At 47.8% G+C, this 20,840-nt stretch carries 16 protein-coding genes; 7 read left to right on the forward strand and 9 right to left on the reverse strand.

The window, feature by feature from the left end:
* Positions 1 to 8 precede the first annotated feature (8 nt).
* The 5 genes from HHL16_RS15615 to HHL16_RS15635 form a co-directional block, all read right to left on the reverse strand.
* On the reverse strand, positions 9 to 1,424 hold the full coding sequence (locus HHL16_RS15615; protein ID WP_169426111.1) for a RagB/SusD family nutrient uptake outer membrane protein: 1,416 nt from the start codon (positions 1,422 to 1,424) through the stop codon (positions 9 to 11).
* A gap of 22 nt (positions 1,425 to 1,446) precedes the next feature.
* A complete protein-coding gene (locus tag HHL16_RS15620) occupies positions 1,447 to 5,070 on the reverse strand; it encodes a TonB-dependent receptor (RefSeq protein ID WP_206022443.1) in 3,624 nt (1,207 codons plus the stop codon).
* A 151-nt stretch (positions 5,071 to 5,221) separates the two neighbouring features.
* The gene (locus HHL16_RS15625) at positions 5,222 to 6,415 is read right to left on the reverse strand and encodes a FecR family protein (protein ID WP_169426112.1); all 1,194 of its coding nucleotides are present in this window, start codon (positions 6,413 to 6,415) and stop codon (positions 5,222 to 5,224) included.
* A 65-nt stretch (positions 6,416 to 6,480) separates the two neighbouring features.
* Positions 6,481 to 7,059 (reverse strand): sigma-70 family RNA polymerase sigma factor, encoded by a 579-nt coding sequence (locus HHL16_RS15630; RefSeq protein ID WP_169426113.1) that lies wholly within the window; start codon positions 7,057 to 7,059, stop codon positions 6,481 to 6,483.
* Between the two features lie 294 nt (positions 7,060 to 7,353).
* Positions 7,354 to 8,616 (reverse strand): thioredoxin family protein, encoded by a 1,263-nt coding sequence (locus tag HHL16_RS15635; RefSeq protein ID WP_169426114.1) that lies wholly within the window; start codon positions 8,614 to 8,616, stop codon positions 7,354 to 7,356.
* Positions 8,617 to 8,855: 239 nt separating this feature from the next.
* On the opposite strand from HHL16_RS15635, the gene HHL16_RS15640 reads away from it, so the two are divergent.
* From HHL16_RS15640 to HHL16_RS15670, 7 genes are all read left to right on the forward strand, one after another.
* Positions 8,856 to 9,647 (forward strand): alpha/beta hydrolase, encoded by a 792-nt coding sequence (locus HHL16_RS15640; RefSeq protein WP_169426115.1) that lies wholly within the window; start codon positions 8,856 to 8,858, stop codon positions 9,645 to 9,647.
* Positions 9,648 to 9,822: 175 nt separating this feature from the next.
* Positions 9,823 to 10,239: a DoxX family protein gene (locus HHL16_RS15645; RefSeq protein WP_169426116.1), complete on the forward strand. Its 417-nt coding sequence runs from the start codon at positions 9,823 to 9,825 to the stop codon at positions 10,237 to 10,239.
* A 34-nt stretch (positions 10,240 to 10,273) separates the two neighbouring features.
* Positions 10,274 to 11,296: an alpha/beta hydrolase gene (locus tag HHL16_RS15650; protein ID WP_169426117.1), complete on the forward strand. Its 1,023-nt coding sequence runs from the start codon at positions 10,274 to 10,276 to the stop codon at positions 11,294 to 11,296.
* Between the two features lie 18 nt (positions 11,297 to 11,314).
* Positions 11,315 to 12,088 (forward strand): DUF1223 domain-containing protein, encoded by a 774-nt coding sequence (locus tag HHL16_RS15655; protein ID WP_169426118.1) that lies wholly within the window; start codon positions 11,315 to 11,317, stop codon positions 12,086 to 12,088.
* A gap of 13 nt (positions 12,089 to 12,101) precedes the next feature.
* Positions 12,102 to 12,539, forward strand: a complete 438-nt coding sequence (locus HHL16_RS15660; protein WP_169426119.1) for an organic hydroperoxide resistance protein — start codon at positions 12,102 to 12,104, stop codon at positions 12,537 to 12,539.
* Positions 12,536 to 13,555: a histidine kinase gene (locus HHL16_RS15665; RefSeq protein ID WP_169426120.1), complete on the forward strand. Its 1,020-nt coding sequence runs from the start codon at positions 12,536 to 12,538 to the stop codon at positions 13,553 to 13,555. Before HHL16_RS15660 ends, HHL16_RS15665 begins: the two co-directional genes overlap by 4 nt.
* Positions 13,536 to 14,297 carry a LytTR family DNA-binding domain-containing protein gene (locus HHL16_RS15670; RefSeq protein WP_169426121.1) on the forward strand — a complete coding sequence of 254 codons (762 nt, stop codon included), beginning with the start codon at positions 13,536 to 13,538 and terminating at the stop codon, positions 14,295 to 14,297. The genes HHL16_RS15665 and HHL16_RS15670 overlap by 20 nt, the downstream gene beginning before the upstream one ends.
* Before the next feature lie 67 nt (positions 14,298 to 14,364).
* Here the strand turns inward: HHL16_RS15670 and HHL16_RS15675 are convergent, their stop codons facing one another.
* From HHL16_RS15675 to HHL16_RS15690, 4 genes are all read right to left on the reverse strand, one after another.
* Positions 14,365 to 14,544 (reverse strand): hypothetical protein, encoded by a 180-nt coding sequence (locus tag HHL16_RS15675; protein WP_169426122.1) that lies wholly within the window; start codon positions 14,542 to 14,544, stop codon positions 14,365 to 14,367.
* Between the two features lie 257 nt (positions 14,545 to 14,801).
* A complete protein-coding gene (locus HHL16_RS15680) occupies positions 14,802 to 15,638 on the reverse strand; it encodes an endonuclease/exonuclease/phosphatase family protein (protein ID WP_169426123.1) in 837 nt (278 codons plus the stop codon).
* A gap of 28 nt (positions 15,639 to 15,666) precedes the next feature.
* Entirely contained in the window at positions 15,667 to 17,475 is a 1,809-nt protein-coding gene (locus HHL16_RS15685) for a RagB/SusD family nutrient uptake outer membrane protein (RefSeq protein WP_169426124.1), read from the reverse strand.
* 36 nt (positions 17,476 to 17,511) lie between these two features.
* On the reverse strand, positions 17,512 to 20,784 hold the full coding sequence (locus HHL16_RS15690) for a SusC/RagA family TonB-linked outer membrane protein (RefSeq protein WP_169426125.1): 3,273 nt from the start codon (positions 20,782 to 20,784) through the stop codon (positions 17,512 to 17,514).
* Between the last annotated feature and the right edge of the window lie 56 nt (positions 20,785 to 20,840).

A 20,840-nucleotide genomic window follows, 5' to 3' on the forward strand; every position in this document is an offset into this window, starting at 1 on the left:
AAGGTTTACTAGCGCTGATAGCCCGGATTCTGATCGCCAAACATTGGATTGTTGATCAGCTCATCATGTGGAATTGGCTGAATGTACTGCACCTTATCGGTAATGCTTGGCTTCTGCTGTTGAACAGTTGCGAATGGCAGGCGAAGCAGAGCCATCCATTCCATGCCATCTTCCACACTGAGATTGCGAACAGTTTCGAAATAGATCTGTTTGATCACTTCATCGGATGTGGTTGCATTGTCAACCTCCGTGAAGTTGGTGACCTGTGCGTGCGACATCACATTTTTCAGGATGGTCTTTGCATCGGTGAGGCTACCGCCAGATCTGGCGATAGCTTCAGCCTTCAGCAGATGCACTTCTGAAAGGCGCATAGCATAGCCGGTTTCTGTGGTCTGGGAAGGACTGCCGCCTTCGGCGATATACTTCAGGAAGTACCAGGAGTTCTCACGTTCAGGGTTTTCTGAACCAACAAGCCATGTACCCCTCGGATCATTCTGCAACATTGCTTTGAATTCGGCAGATGCAACATACATGCTGGATGCTCCCGGCCAGAACTGTCTGCTGTAGTTGTAATAGTAAGCTTCCTGATTAACCTGAGGTTTGATGCCGAGGATCACTTCTTTGCTGCTCAATCCTTTCACACGGAATATATCGATGAGCTTCGCTTCCAGTTCATATTTGTTGCTTCCGATAATCTGATCGGCGAGGCTGATCACCTGCTGATAATCTGCAGCCTGACCATGGCTCATGAGCACGCGCATTTTCAGCAGCATGGCTGCATATTTGGATGCATATACATTCTGCGTGGGTTCCGGACCGTTTGCAATGGCATAATCCAGATCATCGAGAATGAATTTATAGGTCTCGGCCACTGTGCTGCGCTTTTTGGGAATATTGCCCAGCACCACCAGTTTATCGCGGAGCAATGCGCCTTTGTCGCTGTTCAGATCCCACCACATGCCGTAATAGCTGAACTGCTTGAAATGCCCGTAGGCACGGAGAAAGCGGGCTTCTGCCAGTATGTTCTTCTTGTTATTGTCTGTGAAAGCATTATCGTTCAAAGCTTCCACTGCCGAGATAACGCCATTGGCTGCATTCACGATGCCGAAGCTGTACGACCAGAATTTATCATCCGTATTCCTGTACTGGTTGAGTTCTTCATTTGCATCTCCATATCCATACACGATCTGACCTCCATAAAAGCCGGGCTGCACTGCATTGTTGCCCCATCTGGTGGTGCTTTGCCTGTCTGAATTTACACTGGCAAACTGGTAGTACACCCCATTCAGACCGGTTCTTGCTGTTTTCTGGTCGATGATGGTATTGCCATCAACCTTGGCATTCTCCGGCAACTTGCCCAGCTCTTTATTGCAGCTGGCGATGGCCACTGCCAGTACCGGAACTATATATCTGAGTTGTTTCATTGATTCTGTTTTTTAGGAATGATCAAAATCCGATCCTTACACCTGCGGTGAATTGTTTAACTGTAGGGAATGTGCCGCTGTCTGTACTGCCATTGATGAGACTGTACGGATCACCACTCACTTCAGGGTCAGGGCCCGGATAGGAAGTCAGCGCAAACAGGTTGGAGGCAGACATATACACAGACAGGTCCTTCATTTTCAGTTTCTGCAACAACTGCTGACCGAATCTGTAATTCAGCACAATCGATTTGAGTTTGATGTAAGATGCATCGTAAACATCGTTGCTTGAAGTGTAGGCGTAGGACTGGCTTCCGAGTACATACCTGGGCCGGTCAGTATTCTGATTTGTGGGCGTCCATCTGTCCATTGCCTTGATGCCGTGATTGGTATAACCTTCCACATATTTGTTCTGCGCATCTGCCAGATACAGCACATCGTTGCCATATGAGTAGGTGAACAGCACCATCAGGTTGAAGTTCCTGTAATCGAAAGTGTTTGTAATGCCGCCGAAGAATTTCGGTTGTGCATGGCCGATTATATCTCGTTTGTAACTGCCTTCGCCATCCATTTCATATTCGGCATCGCCGATTCCCAGATATGGTGTGAAATAAATGTAGTAAGGGTTCACCACCTTATATGCATCCAGCTGTTTCTGATCTCTGATGAGGCCTTTGAACCGGGCTCCGTAGAAAAGGCCGATAGGTTCACCCTTTCGTACGATGCTGTTGCCCAGATTGTATTCTGCATCGGCAGGGTTTCCTGCAGGGTCAGTAAAATCGGCAGCGATGTCAAGCACTTTGGAACGGTTGCCTGAAATATTCACGGCAGCATTCCAGCGGAAATCTTTTCCACGGATAATGTCTGCACGCAGATCTATTTCAAGCCCCTTGTTGTTGATGGTAGCCAGGTTGGCTATCACACTTCCGTAAGAGGAAGATGGTGGTACCACGGTGGCCATCAGCAATCCATCGGTCTTCTTTTCGTAGTAGCCGATAGCGCCTCTGAGGCGGCCGCGGAAAAGAGTGAAGTCAAGCCCCAGGTCTTTCTGCAGGGTTGATTCCCATTTGATATTATCGTTACCTAGCTGTGTAGGGATCATGGCATTCTGCCTGTTGTAAGAACCCGGAGTATAGAGGGTATAGAACAAGTTGTCGCCGATATTCTGCGTCCCCGTCAAACCTGCACTGGCTCTCAGTTTCAGCTCATCCAGCCATTTTACTTTTTTCAGGAATTTCTCTTCAGACAATCTCCATGCCACACCACCGGAAGGGAAATATCCCACACGGTTGGTCTTCGGAAATTTGGAGCTGGCATCAGAGCGCCCGGTGAAAGTGAAGAGATATTTATCCATCAACGAGTAGTTGGCGCGCATGTAGAAGCTCAGCAGGGAGCTTTGTCCGGATGTACCTGTTGGCGCCAGCGGAATGGCAGCTGATGAAAGATTGTTGAGAAATTTATCGTCAGGGAAACCTTGCGCACTGGCTGTGAAAGAATTGAAGCGATCTTTCTGCCAGGTGGTTCCTCCCACTACATTCAGGCGATGATCTTCATTGAATTCTTTATCCCATGTAAGCGTGTTCTCATAGAAGAGGTTGGTTTGTTCGGTCTGCGACTGAGAACCGGTACCTCCATTAGAGGCAGATATACCGCTGGGAGAAGAGATCATGGCAGAACTGGGAATATAGTTCAGCTGATGGTAATTGGTATAGTTCACAGAGACCACACTGCGGAACTTGAGTGATTTGAGTATCTCCAGTTCGGCTGCGAGTGATCCGAGCAATGCAGAGGTCTTGCCTTCATTCTTTCCCTGCAGCAATGCCATTGGATTCTGGAATCCAACGTAATCATAAGTTCCTATGGTGTTTCCGGTGAACTGATTCACACTTCCATCTGCATTGTAGGGTCTCTGTGTGGGAGGTGCAAAAAGCGCCTGAGTGTAGATACCGTTGGTGATATTGTTCTTGGTGAATCCGTAATCGAGGTTGGCGATCACGCGGAGGCGGGAAGTGATCTCATTGTCGAGATTGATCTTTCCGGAGATGCGCTGAAAGTCTGTTCCCATCACTGCACCCTGTTGTTTCTGATAGGCCAGTGATGTGTAGTAGCGCGATCCGGTTCCACCGCCACGAACGGAGATGTCTGCATTCTGTGTGATGCCGGTACGGAGCACAAGTCCCAGCCAGTCTGTATCCGCATCGCCGAGAAAACCTGGATTGTTCAGAATGTTATTGGCTTTTGCGGATGGCGCCAATCCCCGTTTCACTCTCTCTTCATTGAGGTTGGTGGCCGCTTCTTTCAGAACGGTGAGGTACTGTTCTTTGTTCAGCAATTTCTGTTTGATGGCAGTAGTAACGCCCGTATAATAATTCGCTTCCAGCAATGGCTTCTGGTTGTTCTTGCCTTTTTTGGTAGTGATGATCACTACGCCATTGGCAGCACGTGAACCATAGATGGCAGTTGCAGATGCATCTTTGAGGATAGTAATACTTTCAATGTCGTTGATGTTCAAGCCGGCAAGACTGTTGAGGCCGCGCGCAAAGGATCCGGATACAGAATTGTCCACATCTCCCTGTCCGAACCTTTCAATGGGGTTCACGGCTTCGGCCATATTCTGGAGATAGCGGTTCTGGATCTGCACCTGCACTCCATCCACAATGTAGAGCGGATCATTGCTTCCCATGAGTGAGGTACCGCCACGGATGCGGATCTTGGCCACACCACCGGGTGAACCGTCGGCCTGCACAACCTGCACCCCTGCAGCTTTTCCGGTGAGCGCCTGATCGATGCTCACGAATGGGGCGTCTTTGATCTCTTTCACATCCACCGTTGATACAGAACCGGTGAGGTCCTTTACTTTGGTAGAGCCATACCCTACAACGATGTAATCATCGAGGGCGGAGATCTTTTGTTTGAGAGAAATATCGAAGGAAGATTTTCCTTTAACGTTGATGGTTTGCGATTCGTAAGAAACACTGCTGATAACCAGAACGGCATCATCAGGGACTTCCATGGAGAACTTACCATTGAGATCGGTAGTGGTGGCACGGCTGGTTCCCTTCACCGTAATGCTTACACCGGGAATAGGTGCTCCCTTGTTGTCTGTAATTCTTCCTGAAATGGGCTTCAGATCAGGGTCTTCGCCGTACACCATAATCCTGCCTACATCGGCGGCTTTGATGAAAACGGTATTTCCCTTGATGGAAAATTTCAGCGGCAGACCTTTCAGCAGTGCCTCGAGGCCTTCGGTAAGCGGAACATTTTTCAGGTCTACTGAAACCGGTTTAACGGTATTCAGGTCTTCTTTTTTGAAGAAGAAAAGATAGCCTGTCTGCTTTTCGAAGGCACTCAGTACTACCGGAATAGATACAGACCGGGCTGAGTAAGAAACAGTCTGAGCCGAGGTATAGGCATTCACCTGAAAAACGGCCAGCAGAAAAATGATCATCAGCTTCATCGCATTCACAGTTGTTCCATCGATGGAACGATAAAAACTTCTGTGTACGCCTCTATCTTCCACCATGGCAGTTTCGGTATCACATCCCTTGCCGCCATACAGCGTAACGGAAGAGGGATGCATTGGGGCTGCAGTCTCCTGCAGGTTTCCGGGCATGGATATAATCCTTCGCCCAACAGCATTTAATTGCATACTTTTGCAATGTTTTGGTTAAGTGAATAAGCAGTCGTACTAATTATGATCTTACCAGAATGAGAACCGGGCAAAGGCTTCCAATCTTGCACCCGGTTTTTTCTTTTCTGTTCAGTCAGCTAACAAGTTTGTGAATGGCAATTTTTTTTGGTTAGGGTAATATGGTGATCTTATTTCCTTCAATTCTGTAATTCAGTTTTTTCTCGGAGATCCCTTCCATCACATCGACAAGGCTGAGACTTCTTCCGATTTTACCTCTGTACTCTCCATGTGGCACATTGCCTTCGTACACCACTTCTACATTGTACCAGCGGGCGAGCTGACGCATCACAGCGCGCAGATCGGCATCGTTGAAAACAAAGGCTCCGTCTTTCCAGGCAGTCACTTCGCTGAGGTCTACTTCTTTCACCTGCAACGATGATTGTGCATCGGCAGTTTTCAGACTGGCCTGCTGGCCAGGATTGAGTATGTAAGCCACTCCCCTCGGTGAAGTGTGCACCACGCGTACACTTCCATCGATCAGTGTAGCGCTGATCATCGGCTCATCGGCATAGGCATTCACATTGAAGCGCGTTCCCATCACCACTACTTCCATCTCGTTATTGATGCTCACTTTAAATGGTTTCTCTGCATTCTTCGCCACATCGAAATAGGCTTCGCCGGTTACTTCCACCCTGCGTTCGTTGCCTGCAAAGGCCGTGGGGAAGCGGATGGTGCTCTCTGCATTTAGAAAAACCTTTGTACCGTCGGGCAGTGTTACATTGTATTGACGGCCTCGAGGTGTGGTCATGGTATTGTACACCATCTGACCATCGTTTCTGTCGGCAGTGTAGTAATTGAGTTCGCCATCGTTGAGCACTACATGCGTGCCGTTCTGAATCACTACCTGGCCATTGTTCATACTGTCGAGCACAAGTTGCGTACCATCTGCCAACGTGAGAATGGCGCCATTCTTTCCCGGTGGCACATCGCGCTTTACCGGCTTAGACTCTTGCACAATCTGCGTTTTATCACTCTTCGATGAAGGCCAGAAAAGCACAATGCCGGTTGCCAGAACAACCGCTGCGGCTGCATACCTGAACCACGCTCTTTTGAAGAGCGGAACCACTTTCGCAGTGGCCTGCCCCTGCTGCTTGTCGGCAGTGGTGATCCTATCGATCACGGGTTGCCAGTTTACTGCATCATAGGCGGTATCTGCCTCGCGGCTTTCGAGCCATTGCTGAATGGTCTCCTGCACCTGCAGTTGAGACGTTTCAGAGAGCTGCTGCAATTCATTCCATTCATCTTCACTCAGCTTACCTGAAATATATCGTTCCAGCAGATACCTGGTTCTTTGCTGTTGCATATGGGTAGATTGAGAACCGGAAATTCCGGCCCTGATTACTTAGTAACCGATAGAAGGAAAAGGTACTATCCGATTCTGGAAGAAATTTTCAGCACAGCTTCCAGCAGACAGAGTGGAATCCAGAAACCTTTGCTCCGCATGTGTTTGCGAATGATTTCGAGGGATTGGGCAATGGTATTTTTGACAGTAGAAACAGAAATATTGAGTTGGGTGGCAATCTCGGCCTGCTTCAGTCCCTGATCGCGGTAAAGCTGCCAGATCAGTCTTCGCTGGCCGGATAAATGATCCACTGCATCATGAATAGCTGTCCGGATCTCTTTGAGTTCCGCATTGGCCGGAGCCTCCGGCGCCACTTCGCTTCCACTCCCTGCCAGTACCCGGAGATGCTTCTCGGTACGCAATTGAGCACGGAGGTGATTGAAACAGATATTCGAAGCGATGGCGAAGATCCAGGACCGCGGATGCTCGATGCCCGGAAGTTGATCGCGGTTCAGCCAGACACGCAGAAACGTTTCCTGAATGATCTCTTCCGAAACGGCGGCAGATCGAACGATGCTGGTTACATGCAGGTGCAGGCGTGCTGTATAATGATGAAACACTGCAGCAAAGGCAGTTTCATCTCCATCTGCAATTCTGATCAGCAATTCCCTTTCATTATGTAGGTTCTCAGCAGGCACTAATACTTCTGGTTGTTTGGTTTATTTAGGCGGGTAAGGTTCATAAATTTTCATCACACAGGATCGTCTGCGTAAAGGGAAAGGTTGAGATGATTGAACAGGATAAAAATACAAAAATTCAGTAATAAGAAGAGGGAGGAATTAAAAACACCGGAACAGGTTGGCAGCCTGATTTTCAATTATTGAGATCATGGGACCGGCACCTATGCAAAAAGCGGCCAGTGAGGCCGCTCCTATTGAATCAGTTCAAAAATTTGTTGCTTAGATCGATTCCCCTTTCTCCATTTTCTCCAGCATGTTCTGGCAGAAGCTCAGCATAAACGACTTCTTTTCGTCTTTCCCGATCAGCGCCACTGCTTTTTTCATTTCGGTGATCCCCTCGTGTTTCTTACCTGATTTGTACAGTAGAGAAGCATATACTGCCAGGTGACCGGCATCTCCATTTTCGGTGGACATTTTCGCCCAGCCCAATGCCTGCTTCAGCATTGCAGCATCGTTGCTGAGCATCGCTACTGATCTTGCATAACTGGCCAGTTCCGCAGGATATGTCTGTTTGCCATATTTCTTCAGCAACTCAGTTACAGCCTTCACCAGCTCTTCTCCTTTTTTGCTGTATTGAAGATGAAGGATGTTCAATCTCGCCATCAGTACACCGGCATGCTCCGGATATTTCTCTGTGATGCTTTTACGAACAGGTTCCAGCTCTTTTGTACCTTTTGAATTGAGCCAGTCGTAAGCGCCTTCATCCATGAAGATCAGTTGAGAGATCTTCATTTGCGAATATCCTTTTCCCATGATGGCATCCACCTTTTCAGGCTGATCGAGATAAACCCTGAAACCTGCACCCTTGCTGCTTTTCACAATTTCATCCAGAAAAGTGAGGTTGTCTTTGGTGAAGATATTCTTCTCACTTTTCACATAGGCGTCGGCAAGCGTTGCACCATTTATGCCATCATATTTATTCTTTGCTTCCATGGCAAGGTTTCTCAACGCATCGGCATTACCTGCTGCTGCATTGATCTCCTTTTCCATGCGTGTGAAATATTGAGTAGCCGGATCGAATGCTTTAACCGATTCGTCGATGAACTCTTTCGCCTCCTTTGTTGATCCCACAAACAGATGCACCAGTTTACCATCGGGCGTAAAATACAGGAAGGTGGGATAAGCCTGCACATTGAATTCTTTGGCAATGAAAGCCGCATCTTCGTAGAAGCGTTTCACTTCTTCATTATCCTTGTCGGTTTGATCGATCTGCGCTTTTACGTTGATGAATTTTTCGTTGAAAAGATCACCTACTTCTTTCTGGGGGAAGATGTCTTTACTCATCATTTTACAGGGACCGCACCAGGTGGTGAAGCAGTCCATGAAGATGAATTTGTTCTCACGTTTCGCTTTCTCTTTGATCTCTTTCCAGCTGAGGCCATGTTCGAATTTAATTCCGGTTTCCTGTGCAGAAGCAGTAAAGAACAGACAGCAGAGCAATGCCGTCAGGCAACAGAGGGTGAGTTGTTTCGTGCGTTTCATTTGTTTCGTTTGGTGTTACAACAAGCTTGGATAAACATACAATTTACTTTCGGTTTTGCCCCCACAAGTTTGGATCTTGAAAAGATGAATGCATTTCGACGCAAAACTACCGTACGCAGTCGCAATTACCCCCCATCTAAACGATGGCAGAAAACTAAGTTTGCCGAAACAATTTCCCACACATGAAAAAACTGGCTTTCCTCATTAACTTAGTATTGATTCTACTCAATTGTTCAACTATGAATGCACAGACTTCCCCTGGCAGATATGCCAATGTAAATGGATTGAAATTGTATTATGAGGTCCACGGCAAGGGCACACCTCTGGTTTTGCTGCATGGCGGCGGATCTACCATCGAAAGCACGTATGGGAGGATATTGCCGCTGCTGGCGAAACACCATCAGGTAATTGCCATCGAACTGCAGGCGCATGGTCATACGGCGGATATCGATCGTCCCCTCAGCTTTGAGCAGGATGCGGATGATGTTGCGGAATTATTGAAACAATTGCACATTGCACGTGCAGACATTATGGGATTCAGCAATGGCGCCACCACAGCCATGCAGGTCGCCATCCGTAATCCGCAACTGGTGAACAAACTGGTGCTGGTTGCTGCCCTCACCAAACGCGCAGCGATGCCTGCCGGCTTCTTCGATGGTTTCGAGCACGCCACGCTGAACCATATGCCGAAACCTTTGCAGGATGCCTTCCTCAAAGCCAACAACGATCCAAAAGCATTACTGGCCAGCTTCAACAGAGATGTTTCCAGAATGAAAGCATTCTCCGATATTCCTGATGAAACAGTGCGTAAAATTCAGGCCCCGGCATTGTTCATGGCAGGCGATAAAGATGGCATTCCCGCCGCACATGCGCTTGAACTGAGTCAGCTGCTGCCAAATGGACAACTGGTTATCCTGCCCGGAATTCATGGAGAACTGCTCGGCGAGATCTGCGCTTACCAGAAAGGAAGCACGCAACCCGCCATCACAGCACAATTGGTGGAGACCTTTCTTCAACAGCAACCTAAGTAACCGATAAGATATATGCAAGGCGAACGCATGCACCCAACCGGTGCATGCGTTTTTTATTGCCCGTACCTGATTGTCCGGTTCACCGGTTAATCTGTCCACTTCACGGGATAATGTTTAATCAGGGGAATTGTGCGCTGCAATTTTGTGTTATCAAACAACAATAAACAGATACAACATGAGCACAAAATCAACTACCATTTTTTTCTATGCAGGCATCGCACTAACAAGTTTATGGTTTGGAGCCAGCGGCATATGCGAACTCACAAAGAATGCGCTCGTATGGGATATCACATTGCAGCTCGGTTATCCTGCTCATTTCATTTACATACTCGGAGTAGCCAAACTCGCAGGAGTAGCAGTGCTGTTAATTCCCAACCGATTGCTCCGACTGAAAGAATGGGTATTTGCCGGTGTATTCTTCGATATCATTTTTGCTTTCTTCTCCAAACTGGCTGTACTTGGATTTGCAGCAACAGCAGATGCGATTGTGGCAGCTGTTATCGTAACAGTTACTTACACCCTGTTCAGAAAACTTTATCCTGTGGATTATCGCAGAAAGGAAATTGCCTTTGCACAACCGCGCAGAGCTTAGTTAACAAAATACCATCACTACAAATAATTTTCATATGCAACAAAGTAAGACCGATAGCAGCCGTTGGTGGAGAACCGCATCCTTATTCAGTTTCATCTTTTTTACAGTCAATCAGTTTGCAGATGCGCAGAACAACTCCGCTTTACAATCCTCTTCCTTCGATACAATCAAACAGGTAAAAACAGCCATCCTCGATATTGGATACGCAGAAGCAGGACCGGAAAACGGAGAGCCTGTAATACTGCTCCATGGCTGGCCTTACGATATTCATAGTTATACAGAAGTGGCTTCGATACTGGCAGCAAAAGGTTATCGCGTACTGGTTCCTTATCTGCGAGGATACGGAACTACCCGCTTCCTCCGGGCATCTGCTCCACGCAATGGTCAGCAGGCGGCCCTTGCGCAGGATCTGATCGATTTCATGGATGCCCTGCATATCGATAAAGCCATACTCGGCGGATTCGACTGGGGAGCAAGAACGGTGGATATTGTAGCGGCTCTGAAACCAGAGCGGGTGAAGGCGCTTGTTTCTGTAAGCGGGTATCTCATCGGCAGTCAGCAGGCAAATCAAAAACCACTTTCGCCCCAGGCAGAACTCAGCTGGTGGTATCAGTTCTACTTTGCCACAGAACGCGGAGAGAAAGGATATGCAGCCAATCGCCGGACATTCAACAAACTGATCTGGCAATCGGCATCTCCGCAATGGAAGTTTTCAGATGCAACATTTGACCGCTCGGCTCAATCGTTCGATAATCCGGATCATGTGGCCATCGTGATCAGCAATTACCGCTGGCGTCTCGGCCTTGCAAAAGGTGAAGCAAAATACGATGCCCTGGAAAAGCAACTCGCCACATTTCCCGCCATCACAGTGCCAACCGTAACATTGGAAGGCGATGCCAATGGCGCGCCACATCCGGATCCTGCGGTATATGCCGCAAAATTCAAAGGCCCGTATGTGCATCACAATTTACCTGGCGGCATCGGACACAATCCTCCCCAGGAAGCTCCGCTGGCATTCGCCAATGCCATTCTCGAAGCAGCAGCATTAGCTAAATAAACAATCAAAACAATTTATATGCAAATCATTAAACAGCTCTCCAAACCAATCGCCCTTGCATCGGTATTCATGTATGCATCCTGCACCATGGCACAGCCATCACAACCTGATATGCAGCCCAAACCCGCAACAGGAAAACCATTCGCAGTGGTTGAATTATTCACTTCGGAAGGTTGCTCCAGTTGTCCGCCGGCGGATCTGCTGATTGAAGAGTTGCAGCAGAACAATACCGATGCTCCCCTTTACATCCTCTCCTATCATGTAGATTACTGGGATCATCAGGGATGGAAAGATACATTCAGTGACAGGGCTTACACCATCAGGCAACAGCAATATGCCAGCTGGCTGGGACTGGAAACCATCTACACACCACAGATGATTGTAAACGGACAAAAAGAGCATGTAGGTTCTAATGCACAAGCCAGCGTACAAGCCATCAATGAGGCTTTGAACAAAGCAGCTGATTACAGTATCACGCTTCATGCAACGCACAACAATCATCAGATCGAACTGCATTATCAATTCGATGGCGATATTTCCGGAAAGAATATCCTGCTCGCACTGGTACAGAAAAAAGGGTCCAGCAAAGTAACAGCCGGAGAGAATGAAGGCCGGATGCTTCCGCATGTTCAGATCGTAAGACAACTGATACAGGAAGAAGGTAAACCTGAAGGAAGGCTCCGGATAAAAGCTCCCGCAGGTTTCAGCAATGCAGATTATGAACTGATCGCCTTTGTACAGAATAAAAAGAATGGGCAGATCATCGCAGCAACAAAATCAATGATCAACTAATAAAATTACAATCATGAACAATCAGGTAAGAACAACAGACAAGGTACTGTACACAGGTAAAACACATACCATCGGAGGCCGTGACGGTTCCGCCAAAAGCACTGACGGAAAACTCGATATCAAACTCTCATCACCCGGCACCGGCAATGGCACCAACCCTGAACAATTGTTTGCAGCAGGCTGGTCTGCCTGTTTCATCGGAGCCATGAACATAGCCGCACATCAGCTGAAAATAAGGCTGCCACAGGAAACAGCCGTAGATGCAGAAGTAGATCTCAGCACCACAGACAATGCTTATTTTTTGCAGGCAAGACTGAATATCAGCCTGCCCGGACTGGATGAAGCCACCGCCTGGTCTGTGATTGAAGCCGCACACCGTACCTGCCCTTACTCGAAAGCCACCAATGGCAACATCAATGTAGAAATACAACTATCTTCGATACATTCATGAAACCACCGCCATTCAAAATATCTCATACGATCATTTGGGGAAGCTCGCTACTGCTGGCCATCATCATAGCGCTTCCCCAACTGGTATCGCGGCATTTCAATCTGTACGAAATGCTCGCGAACTCCGCTATCACCTTCATATTCTCCATCTTTGTCTGGTACTACAGCGTATACATGCTGCCTGCCTATTCATCGAAAGACCTGGCGAAAGGATTCTCCGTTACCAGACTGATGAAAACACTGGGCATAGGCATACTGCTGATGTTCATGCTGGCTTATTTGCAACAGCTGATACTGAGCCATCTCGATTTCGGTGCCACCATGCTGATGATTGAAGTACGGGGTATTCTCATCAGCCTCACTTTTTATATGTTCATACACCTGCTATATCAGAATTACCACAACCAGCAGGTGAGCATTGCACTGGAAAGATCGAAGATGGATAATCTGGCAGCGCAGTACGAACTGCTGCGTCAGCAGGTGAATCCACACTTTCTGTTCAACAGCCTCAACACGCTCAAGTACATGGTGGAGAGCAACGACAAACACAGTGTTGAATTTATTCTGAAACTATCAGACTTCTACCGGTTCACGCTCGAAAGCCGTAAATCGGACCTGATACCGCTTTCAGAAGAATTGAAAATACTCAACGCATTTATTTTTCTGTTGAAAGCCCGCTTCGAAGAAGGACTTGAAATAGCTATTCAATTGCAGCCGCAACTGGATAACTGCCGCATCCCTCCATTCACGCTGCAACTGCTGGTGGAAAATGCAGTGAAACATAATATCGTGAGTACCGACCGGCCATTGCAGATCAGGATCTTTGCAGAAGGGAACAATCTCGTAGTGGAGAACACATTGCAGCTCAAACGCAACCCGGAGGCTGGTACCGGCATCGGGCTCGACAATATCAATCAACGTTACCAGCATCTCGCGGGTAAAGAAATTCAAATCACTCCTACGGAAAAATACTTCACTGTAAAACTACCTTTGCTCTATGAAGATCGTGATCGTTGAAGATGAAATAAAAGCAGCAAAATCGCTGGCAGCGCTGATTGGTCAGCTCAGGCCAGACTGGCAGATTACAGCTCAGCTGCAAAGTGTGGAAACTGCCATCGGATATTTCAGCAAAGACCATTCAACGGATCTTGTGTTCATGGATGTGCAGCTGGCAGACGGCATCAGCTTCGATATTTTCAAATCGGTGAAACTGGCTTGTCCGGTTATCTTCTGCACGGCCTATGGCGAATATGCCATGGATGCTATCAAAGCCAATGGCATCGATTACATTCTCAAACCCTTCTCCAAAGAAGATCTTCAGAAAGCCATCGAAAGAGTGGAAGCGCTGGGCAATTTTTTCCAGCGAAATAACCAGACAGATCTCAGTATTCTTTTCAGCAAAATCGGCAAAGAAGAAGGCAAGAAGAGTTTCCTTGTTTTCCAGAACAACAAATACGTAACGATCCCCACAGATCAGATCGCGTTCTTCTTTTCGCGCAACGAAAGCACGCAGATCATGAGCTTTCAGAAACAGACATACGCAGTGCAGCAATCGCTCGACCAGTTGCAGGAGCAATTAGCAACTTCGCAATTCTACAGATTGAACAGGCAGTACATCATCAACTTCAGCGCAGTGAAAGAAGTAGAGCATTATTATGGAAGGAAGTTGCTGGTGCATTTGCAGGTGCCGGCACCGGATGATCTGCTGATCGGCAAAGAAAAATCAACGGCTTTTCTCAGCTGGTTGTCCGAACGATGAGCTACTGCAAAAAAATAGTCCCGGCGCGCACCGGGACCAACAATTAACACATCTTATCTATATACTTCTACTGAAATAAATGTTCTTTCTTAGGGATCAGGTAGTAAATCCAGCCGCTTACTGCAAGGAAACTGGAGATGGTGAGTAATGCAGACAACCTGTACACGCCATATTGGAAGAAAACAAAACTGGCGATTCCAATTGCCACAATCAGTATCAGGGCTACTACAGATATCAGGGTTTTCATAACCTATAATTTATATTGTAAAGGAATGTTGAAGTACTGATGGTATAGAATCAAATGGCGTGCAGAAGTTTACTAAAGAAAACTTAGCGGTTTATTAATGAAATGCAAACGATTCAATGGAACGCAGGCCTGTACTTACATGCACGAACAGGTGAAGAAAATGTTATAGTTCATTTCAACAAAAAAGCCGCCCCGGAACCGGAACGACTTTTTGAATGTATCAGCCAGAAATGAGTTTCTATCTGTAATCCCAGGACTTATTTCAATGTAACATCTGCCATCACCGGAAAGTGATCCGAAGGGAATTTTCCGTGATAGGTATCCGTTAACACACCCCAGCGTTGCACAGTGAAATGTTTGGTCACAAAAATATGATCGATGATGCCGTTGGCATCGGACTGCCTTCCAAATCCATTGAAAGAAGCATTGTTCTCATAAGGTTCTTTCACATCGCGATAAGTGTCGCGCAGTGTTTTTGAATTGGCGATATTGAGGTACCATCCGCTTTTCTGATCGCCGTTGAAATCTCCGGTGAGCATCACTGCTGCATTGCCGGCAATGGTTTTGATCTTCTGCAGAATCAGCGAACCGCTTTCCTCTCTTGCTTTCACACCCTGATGATCGAAGTGCACATTGAATACAAAGAATTTCTTCTTCGACTTCACATCCTGCAACTGCACCCACGTGCAAATACGGTTGAGCTTTGCATCCCAGCCAGGTCCTGGTTTCTCAGGTGTTTCAGACAGCCAGAAATCGCCTTTGCCAAGCAGTGTATACTTTTCTTTTTTCCAGAAGATGGCGGAGTGTTCTCCCGCCGATTTGCCATCATCGCGGCCAAGCCCGTACCAGGTGTAGGCTTTGAGCGAAGCCCCCAATGTATCGAGCTGATGGCGCAGGCCTTCCTGCGTACCAAAGATGTCGAAATTGTGAAAGCGTATCAGCGCACTGATCACAGGCTGACGGTTCACCCAGAGGTTGCCGCTGTCTCTCGGATTATCGAAACGGAGATTGTAACTCGCTATGCGTATCTGCTGCGCCTGCAACGCTGTGCTCAGTAAAATCAGCAAGGTTGCGATGGCTGTAATTCTTTTCATCAGGGAATGATTGTTATTGATTTTGAAATTACCATTTTGGATTCTGACCGAGTTTCGGATTCATCAGCAGGTCTGCTTCAGGAATGGGATAGAGATAGTTCTTCTCTTCGTCCCATGATCTTGAAATATTGTTCAGCCAGATCAGCTGACCTTTGGTTCCTTCACTCAGGCGTTGTGGATTCAGTTCACCTTTTGGCAGTTTTTCTGCAACGTTGATATACGTTACACCTTTGAGCTGCGCTTCTTTAGGTGGCTCTACAATATAGAAACTAACATCCATAATATTATCGCCATTCAGGTCCATCGGTACATCGATTGCAGGAACATAGAATCCGTTCCATGTTTTGGTAAGGAGCTTGCCGAGTTTCCAGCGCATGAGATCGTAGAACCGGAATCCTTCAAAGGCCAGCTCAATGCCGCGCTCACGGCGGATTTCGGACAGAACGGCGCTGAGGCCCGGATAATAAACCGTAGTGAGATAAGGATCTGCTGCAACAGGTTTGGCTGTTAAGCCACCTGTGATGCCCGCACGCTGACGCAGCGCTCCGATTGTTTTTGCCCAGTCGGCGTCTGAGAAACTTCCTTCTCCCAATGTTTCCAGCTCTGCTTTTGCTTCTGCGTAGTTCAGCAGCACTTCTGCATAACGGATCATGGGAATGCTGTTATCGTTGCGGCTGCCTCCATCGAAGTATACATCATCGAGACAGAACTTGATGGGTTGGTATCCTGTGTACGTGTAGGAGAATACCGGTGGCGCCACTTCAGGTTTACCGCCATTGGTTCTTTTGTAATCGCCCATGCGGATGGTCTGCTGCAGGCGCAGATCGCGGTTCTTCACTTCATCGGCAAACACCATGGTTTCGTATCCGGCTTTGCCGGTGAATGGCGTTCCATCGATATTGAGGTAAGTGTTTACAAAGTCGCGGGTGAAGCTGAGACGCGCTCCGTATGTGGCGCTCGTCCACCACCAGTTGGCATCGTTGAATACTCCGAGTGCAGGATCTACTACCGCAGCCAGTATCACTTCATTGGCTACCGGCTTCTGACTGATGAAGAGTGTGCGGTACGCGCTGCTCAGCAGGCCGCCACTGTTGAGTGAATAACTTCCTCCCGTTATTATTTTATCTGCTGCACTGGCAGCTTCTTTGAGCCAGTCGATGGCAGTAGCGCCGAGGTCTTTCGCAAATACATCGGTGTTGTGGTATTTTCTGAATGTTCCTTCGAACAGGCAGATGCGCGATTTGAATGCATACGCCACATTGCGTGTAATGAGGCTGCGCGTTTTATCGTCTGTCGCTCTCAGGTTGGCGACTGCATAGTTGAGATCATCGAGCACAGAGTCCATCACAACTTTACGTGAGTCGCGGCCATTGAACAGCGATGGATCGTCGATGCGCATAGTGCGGCTGATCCAGGGCACATTACCGAAGCGTTTCACTTTCTCGAAGTAGAATACGGCACGGAAAAAACGGGCCAGGGCATTGTAGTGTGTGCGTACGTCTGCAGGCACATTCGCATTGTTGTTGTTCTCCAGAAAGTAGTTGATGTTGCGGAGCGGCTTCCAGTCCCAGCCACTGCTCTGGCGTGGCCCGAATGATCCGTCGCGCAGAAAATCAGGAGCCTGGCTGCGTGCGCCGTAATCACTCATTTCGTCGCTGCGGATGATGGCGTTTGCATCGGGCAGGATATCGTAAAACGAATTGGCATATACTTCCAGTCCTTTTTCACTGCTGAACACTGCTTCCCTCGAAGCCGTGGCCTGCGGTACCTGATCGAGCTTGGTACATGCTGTTACCAATGCACCCGATACCAGCAGCAGGAAATAATATCTTTTCATATTCTTGTTGTTAATGATGTTGATCAAAGCAATTTCTTAAAAGGTAACCGACAGACCGAAGGTTACACTCTTCAGCATCGGATAGTTGTTTCCGTTACCATTCCTTCCGTCTGTAAGCACTCTGTCCGATTCGGTGGTGTTCTCGATATCGAGATCACGCGTGATGCGATAGAACGGAGACCAGCTCCAGAGGTTCTCTCCCGATACATAGAATCTCGCAGAGGACATGCCGATGCGACCGATCAGTTTTGCAGGGAGATTGTATCCTACCTGAATATTCTTCATACGGATGTACGCTACATTCTGAAGGTATTTCGTCTGAGGCTCTGCCAATGTTGCTCCACCACTCTGCGCCGAATATCCACGATATCTTGGCAGGTATGCTTCAGGATTTTCTTCAGACCAGATATTGCCGAGCTGCCATTTGGGGATCTTGTTGTATGGTCGGTTGTATTGTCCCCAGAATGTTGCTGCTTCTTTGCCGGGCCACCAATCCTGCCTGCCTACGCCCTGGAAGAAAGTAGAGAAGAAGAAACCATTCCAGTCGAGATCGATATTGATGCCGAATGAATAACGTGGTGTTGAATTACCGATCACTTTTCTATCGCCGGGATTGAATACGGTATTCGCTCCTGTGTTGATGGTATCATTTCCATCGAGGTCTTTGAATTTGATGTCGCCGGGCTTGAACTGTCCGCTGGTAGAGCCTTTGTACAGTTTCATGTATTTGGCATCGCCGATATTCTTTTCAGTGAAATATCCTTCGGTTACAAATCCCCAGATCTCGCCGAGTTTTTGTCCTTCGTAATAGTTATCTGTTCCGGTGAGTTTCTTGTCGGGATTATTAAAGCGGGTTACTTCAGACTGATAATCGGAGAGGATAACACGGATCTGATACGACAATGGTTTTGATGCTACATTGAATTTATCTCTCCATGCAAGTGAGATCTCCCAGCCTTTGGTACGGAGGTCTGCATAGTTTCCTTTAGGCACATCGGTTCCGAATACATTCGGCAGTGGCATGCCGAGCGTGAACATATCTTTCGTATTGCGGATATAAGCATCGCCGGAGAAAGAAAGGCGACCGGAGAGGAAAGCCATATCCAGACCAAGGTTCTGCGTGGTAGCGGTTTCCCAGGTAAGGCCATCGGGGATCACGCCCGGTTGTCCGGTCTTTTGAGGACGAACACCATTGAGCACTCTTCCTGACTGCTCAATTCTGAGTTGTTCGAGGAATGAATAAGGTCTGATGTTTCCGTTACCGAGCGAACCGTAGCTGGCGCGGATCTTCACATCTGTGATGATGGTGCGCGGTACATTCCAGAAGTTTTCGTTGCTCAGTCTCCATCCCGCAGAGATGGATGGGAAGAAAGCATAACGCTCATTGGAAGGGAATTTGGAGCTGCCATCGTAGCGGCCGTTAACTTCGAGCAGATAGCGGTCTTTGAAACCGTAGTTCACACGGAAGAATCCGCCATTGATGGCCCATCTTTCATACTCACCTTTGGTGGTGATGGATTGACCGAGTGCAAGGTTGATATCCTGCGCATCTCTGTTGATGAGATCATTTCTGTTGGCTTCTACCATTTTGTAGGTCGATTGCTCGTAGTTGTAACCTACCATGGCTTTGAGCCAGTGATCGCGTTTGATCTTCGTTTCGTATTCTGCGTAGATATTCGAAGCGAGGTATTGTGTTTCGCGCGTGGTCTCCTGCAGATCGTTAGTGTTGGTTCCTACATACTCTATCACTCCCGGTTTGCGGCTGTACGGCACCGGTACACGTGTTCTCTTTTCGTTGTTATCTGTATTGCGCACGGTGAAGTCGCCTTTGATGCGCAGTTTGTTGTTGAGAAAACTGGCAGTGAAACCCGATGTATTGCGGATCACTCTGCGCGTCATATCGATGCCGTTTTTGCCATACCAGAAATCGCCCACGGTGTAGGCTGCAGAATAGGTAAGGGTTCCGTCGGGGTTGAACATGGGAGCCATGTTATGGCCTTCGTCTCCGATATTGCGCCAGATACCTCCACCTTCGCCTACGTTGAGCGGGTTATGGTAGGTCATGTTGGAGTAGTCGGTATTGTTATCGATCGTGAGCCAGGGATAGAGCTGAATAGATCCCTTGGCGCGGAAGTTGTACATTTTGTAGTCGTCAGAATTGTAGCGGAACAATCCTTCCTGACCAAAGTAACGGCCGGTAACCATGAAGCTGCTCTTGCCGCTGCTTCCGCTGAAAGCAACATTGTGCTCCATGGAGCTGTTGCGGTTCTTATAGAGTTCTTTGTACCAGTCGGTGCTTTCGTAATACACGTATTCACCATTGGCTCCTACTTCTGTTTTGGGAAGACTGGGATCTTTGGAGCGTCTTTCAAACTCTGCGAGATAAGCGGGTGAGAACTTAACAGTTTTGTTTACGTTCTGCGGTGTTTGAGAATAATCGTTCCAGGCCGTCCAGGATTCATTGAACATTTTGGCGAACGTGTAGCCATCAGTAACAAAATCAGGGACAGTGGTGGGTTGCTTGATGCTGTAATTGGCAGAGTAGGTTACGCTGGTTTTGTCTTTGCTGGCATTGCGGGTGGTGATCAGCACCACGCCGAACACACCTCTTGCACCGTAGATGGCAGCAGATGCTGCATCTTTCAAAACAGTAACGCTTGCGATGTCTGCGGGATTCAGCATTGCAGGATCGCCTTCTACCCCATCTATCAGCACCAGGGCGCTGCCCTGCTGTCCGATAGAAGTATTACCGCGGATATTGAACGAGGGCGACTGAATAGGTTTACCATCACCCATAATGATATTGAGGTTGGGCAGCACACCCTGCAATCCCTGTGAACTGTTGGGGACAGAGCGGTTGTCGAACACATCGCCACTCACCTGATCCACAGCCCCTGTAAGGTTTACTTTTTTCTGTGTACCATAACCAACTACCACCACATCATTCATGGAAGAAGCAGCAGGTTGCAGCTTCACGGCGATAGTGATCATTTCATTTTTCCTGTACTGATAACCGGAGAGCACTTTCTTTTCGTGCCCCACATATGTGAAGGTGAAAGCGTATGGACCACCTTCGGGAAGTACGTTGAAAACAAACAATCCTTTATCATTGGTTTGCGTTGAAGCGCTGAATGGATTGGACTCTCCTTTGCCCTGCACCATTACAGAAACGCCTTCGAGCGGTTCGCCTTTCGGATTGCTGACAATACCTTTTACGGCGGGTTGTTTTTCCTGCGCCATGGCAAGCTGGGTCACCAGCAGCAACAGCAGCAGACTGATTGGTTGTAAGTATCGATACATTTGTTTCATACAAGGTTGTTTTGAGCAATACAATGCCTGCTCCCCTTCGGGAGATTTTTTTATGG

It is taken from the genome of Pseudoflavitalea sp. G-6-1-2, from assembly GCF_012927185.1.
GTDB lineage: Bacteria > Bacteroidota > Bacteroidia > Chitinophagales > Chitinophagaceae > Pseudobacter.

Excerpts from the sequence above, each read along its gene's own strand:
- HHL16_RS15615 (WP_169426111.1), bottom strand. The coding sequence starts at position 1,424 with ATGAAACAACTCAGATATATAGTTCCGGTACTGGCAGTGGCCATCGCC.
- HHL16_RS15640 (WP_169426115.1), top strand. The coding sequence starts at position 8,856 with ATGAATGCACAGACTTCCCCTGGCAGATATGCCAATGTAAATGGATTG.
- HHL16_RS15675 (WP_169426122.1), bottom strand. The coding sequence starts at position 14,544 with ATGAAAACCCTGATATCTGTAGTAGCCCTGATACTGATTGTGGCAATT.
- HHL16_RS15660 (WP_169426119.1), top strand. The coding sequence starts at position 12,102 with ATGAACAATCAGGTAAGAACAACAGACAAGGTACTGTACACAGGTAAA.
- HHL16_RS15620 (WP_206022443.1), bottom strand. The coding sequence starts at position 5,070 with ATGCAATTAAATGCTGTTGGGCGAAGGATTATATCCATGCCCGGAAAC.
- HHL16_RS15690 (WP_169426125.1), bottom strand. The coding sequence starts at position 20,784 with ATGAAACAAATGTATCGATACTTACAACCAATCAGTCTGCTGCTGTTG.
- HHL16_RS15635 (WP_169426114.1), bottom strand. The coding sequence starts at position 8,616 with ATGAAACGCACGAAACAACTCACCCTCTGTTGCCTGACGGCATTGCTC.
- HHL16_RS15655 (WP_169426118.1), top strand. The coding sequence starts at position 11,315 with ATGCAAATCATTAAACAGCTCTCCAAACCAATCGCCCTTGCATCGGTA.
- HHL16_RS15645 (WP_169426116.1), top strand. The coding sequence starts at position 9,823 with ATGAGCACAAAATCAACTACCATTTTTTTCTATGCAGGCATCGCACTA.
- HHL16_RS15665 (WP_169426120.1), top strand. The coding sequence starts at position 12,536 with ATGAAACCACCGCCATTCAAAATATCTCATACGATCATTTGGGGAAGC.
- HHL16_RS15680 (WP_169426123.1), bottom strand. The coding sequence starts at position 15,638 with ATGAAAAGAATTACAGCCATCGCAACCTTGCTGATTTTACTGAGCACA.
- HHL16_RS15670 (WP_169426121.1), top strand. The coding sequence starts at position 13,536 with ATGAAGATCGTGATCGTTGAAGATGAAATAAAAGCAGCAAAATCGCTG.
- HHL16_RS15625 (WP_169426112.1), bottom strand. The coding sequence starts at position 6,415 with ATGCAACAGCAAAGAACCAGGTATCTGCTGGAACGATATATTTCAGGT.
- HHL16_RS15685 (WP_169426124.1), bottom strand. The coding sequence starts at position 17,475 with ATGAAAAGATATTATTTCCTGCTGCTGGTATCGGGTGCATTGGTAACA.
- HHL16_RS15650 (WP_169426117.1), top strand. The coding sequence starts at position 10,274 with ATGCAACAAAGTAAGACCGATAGCAGCCGTTGGTGGAGAACCGCATCC.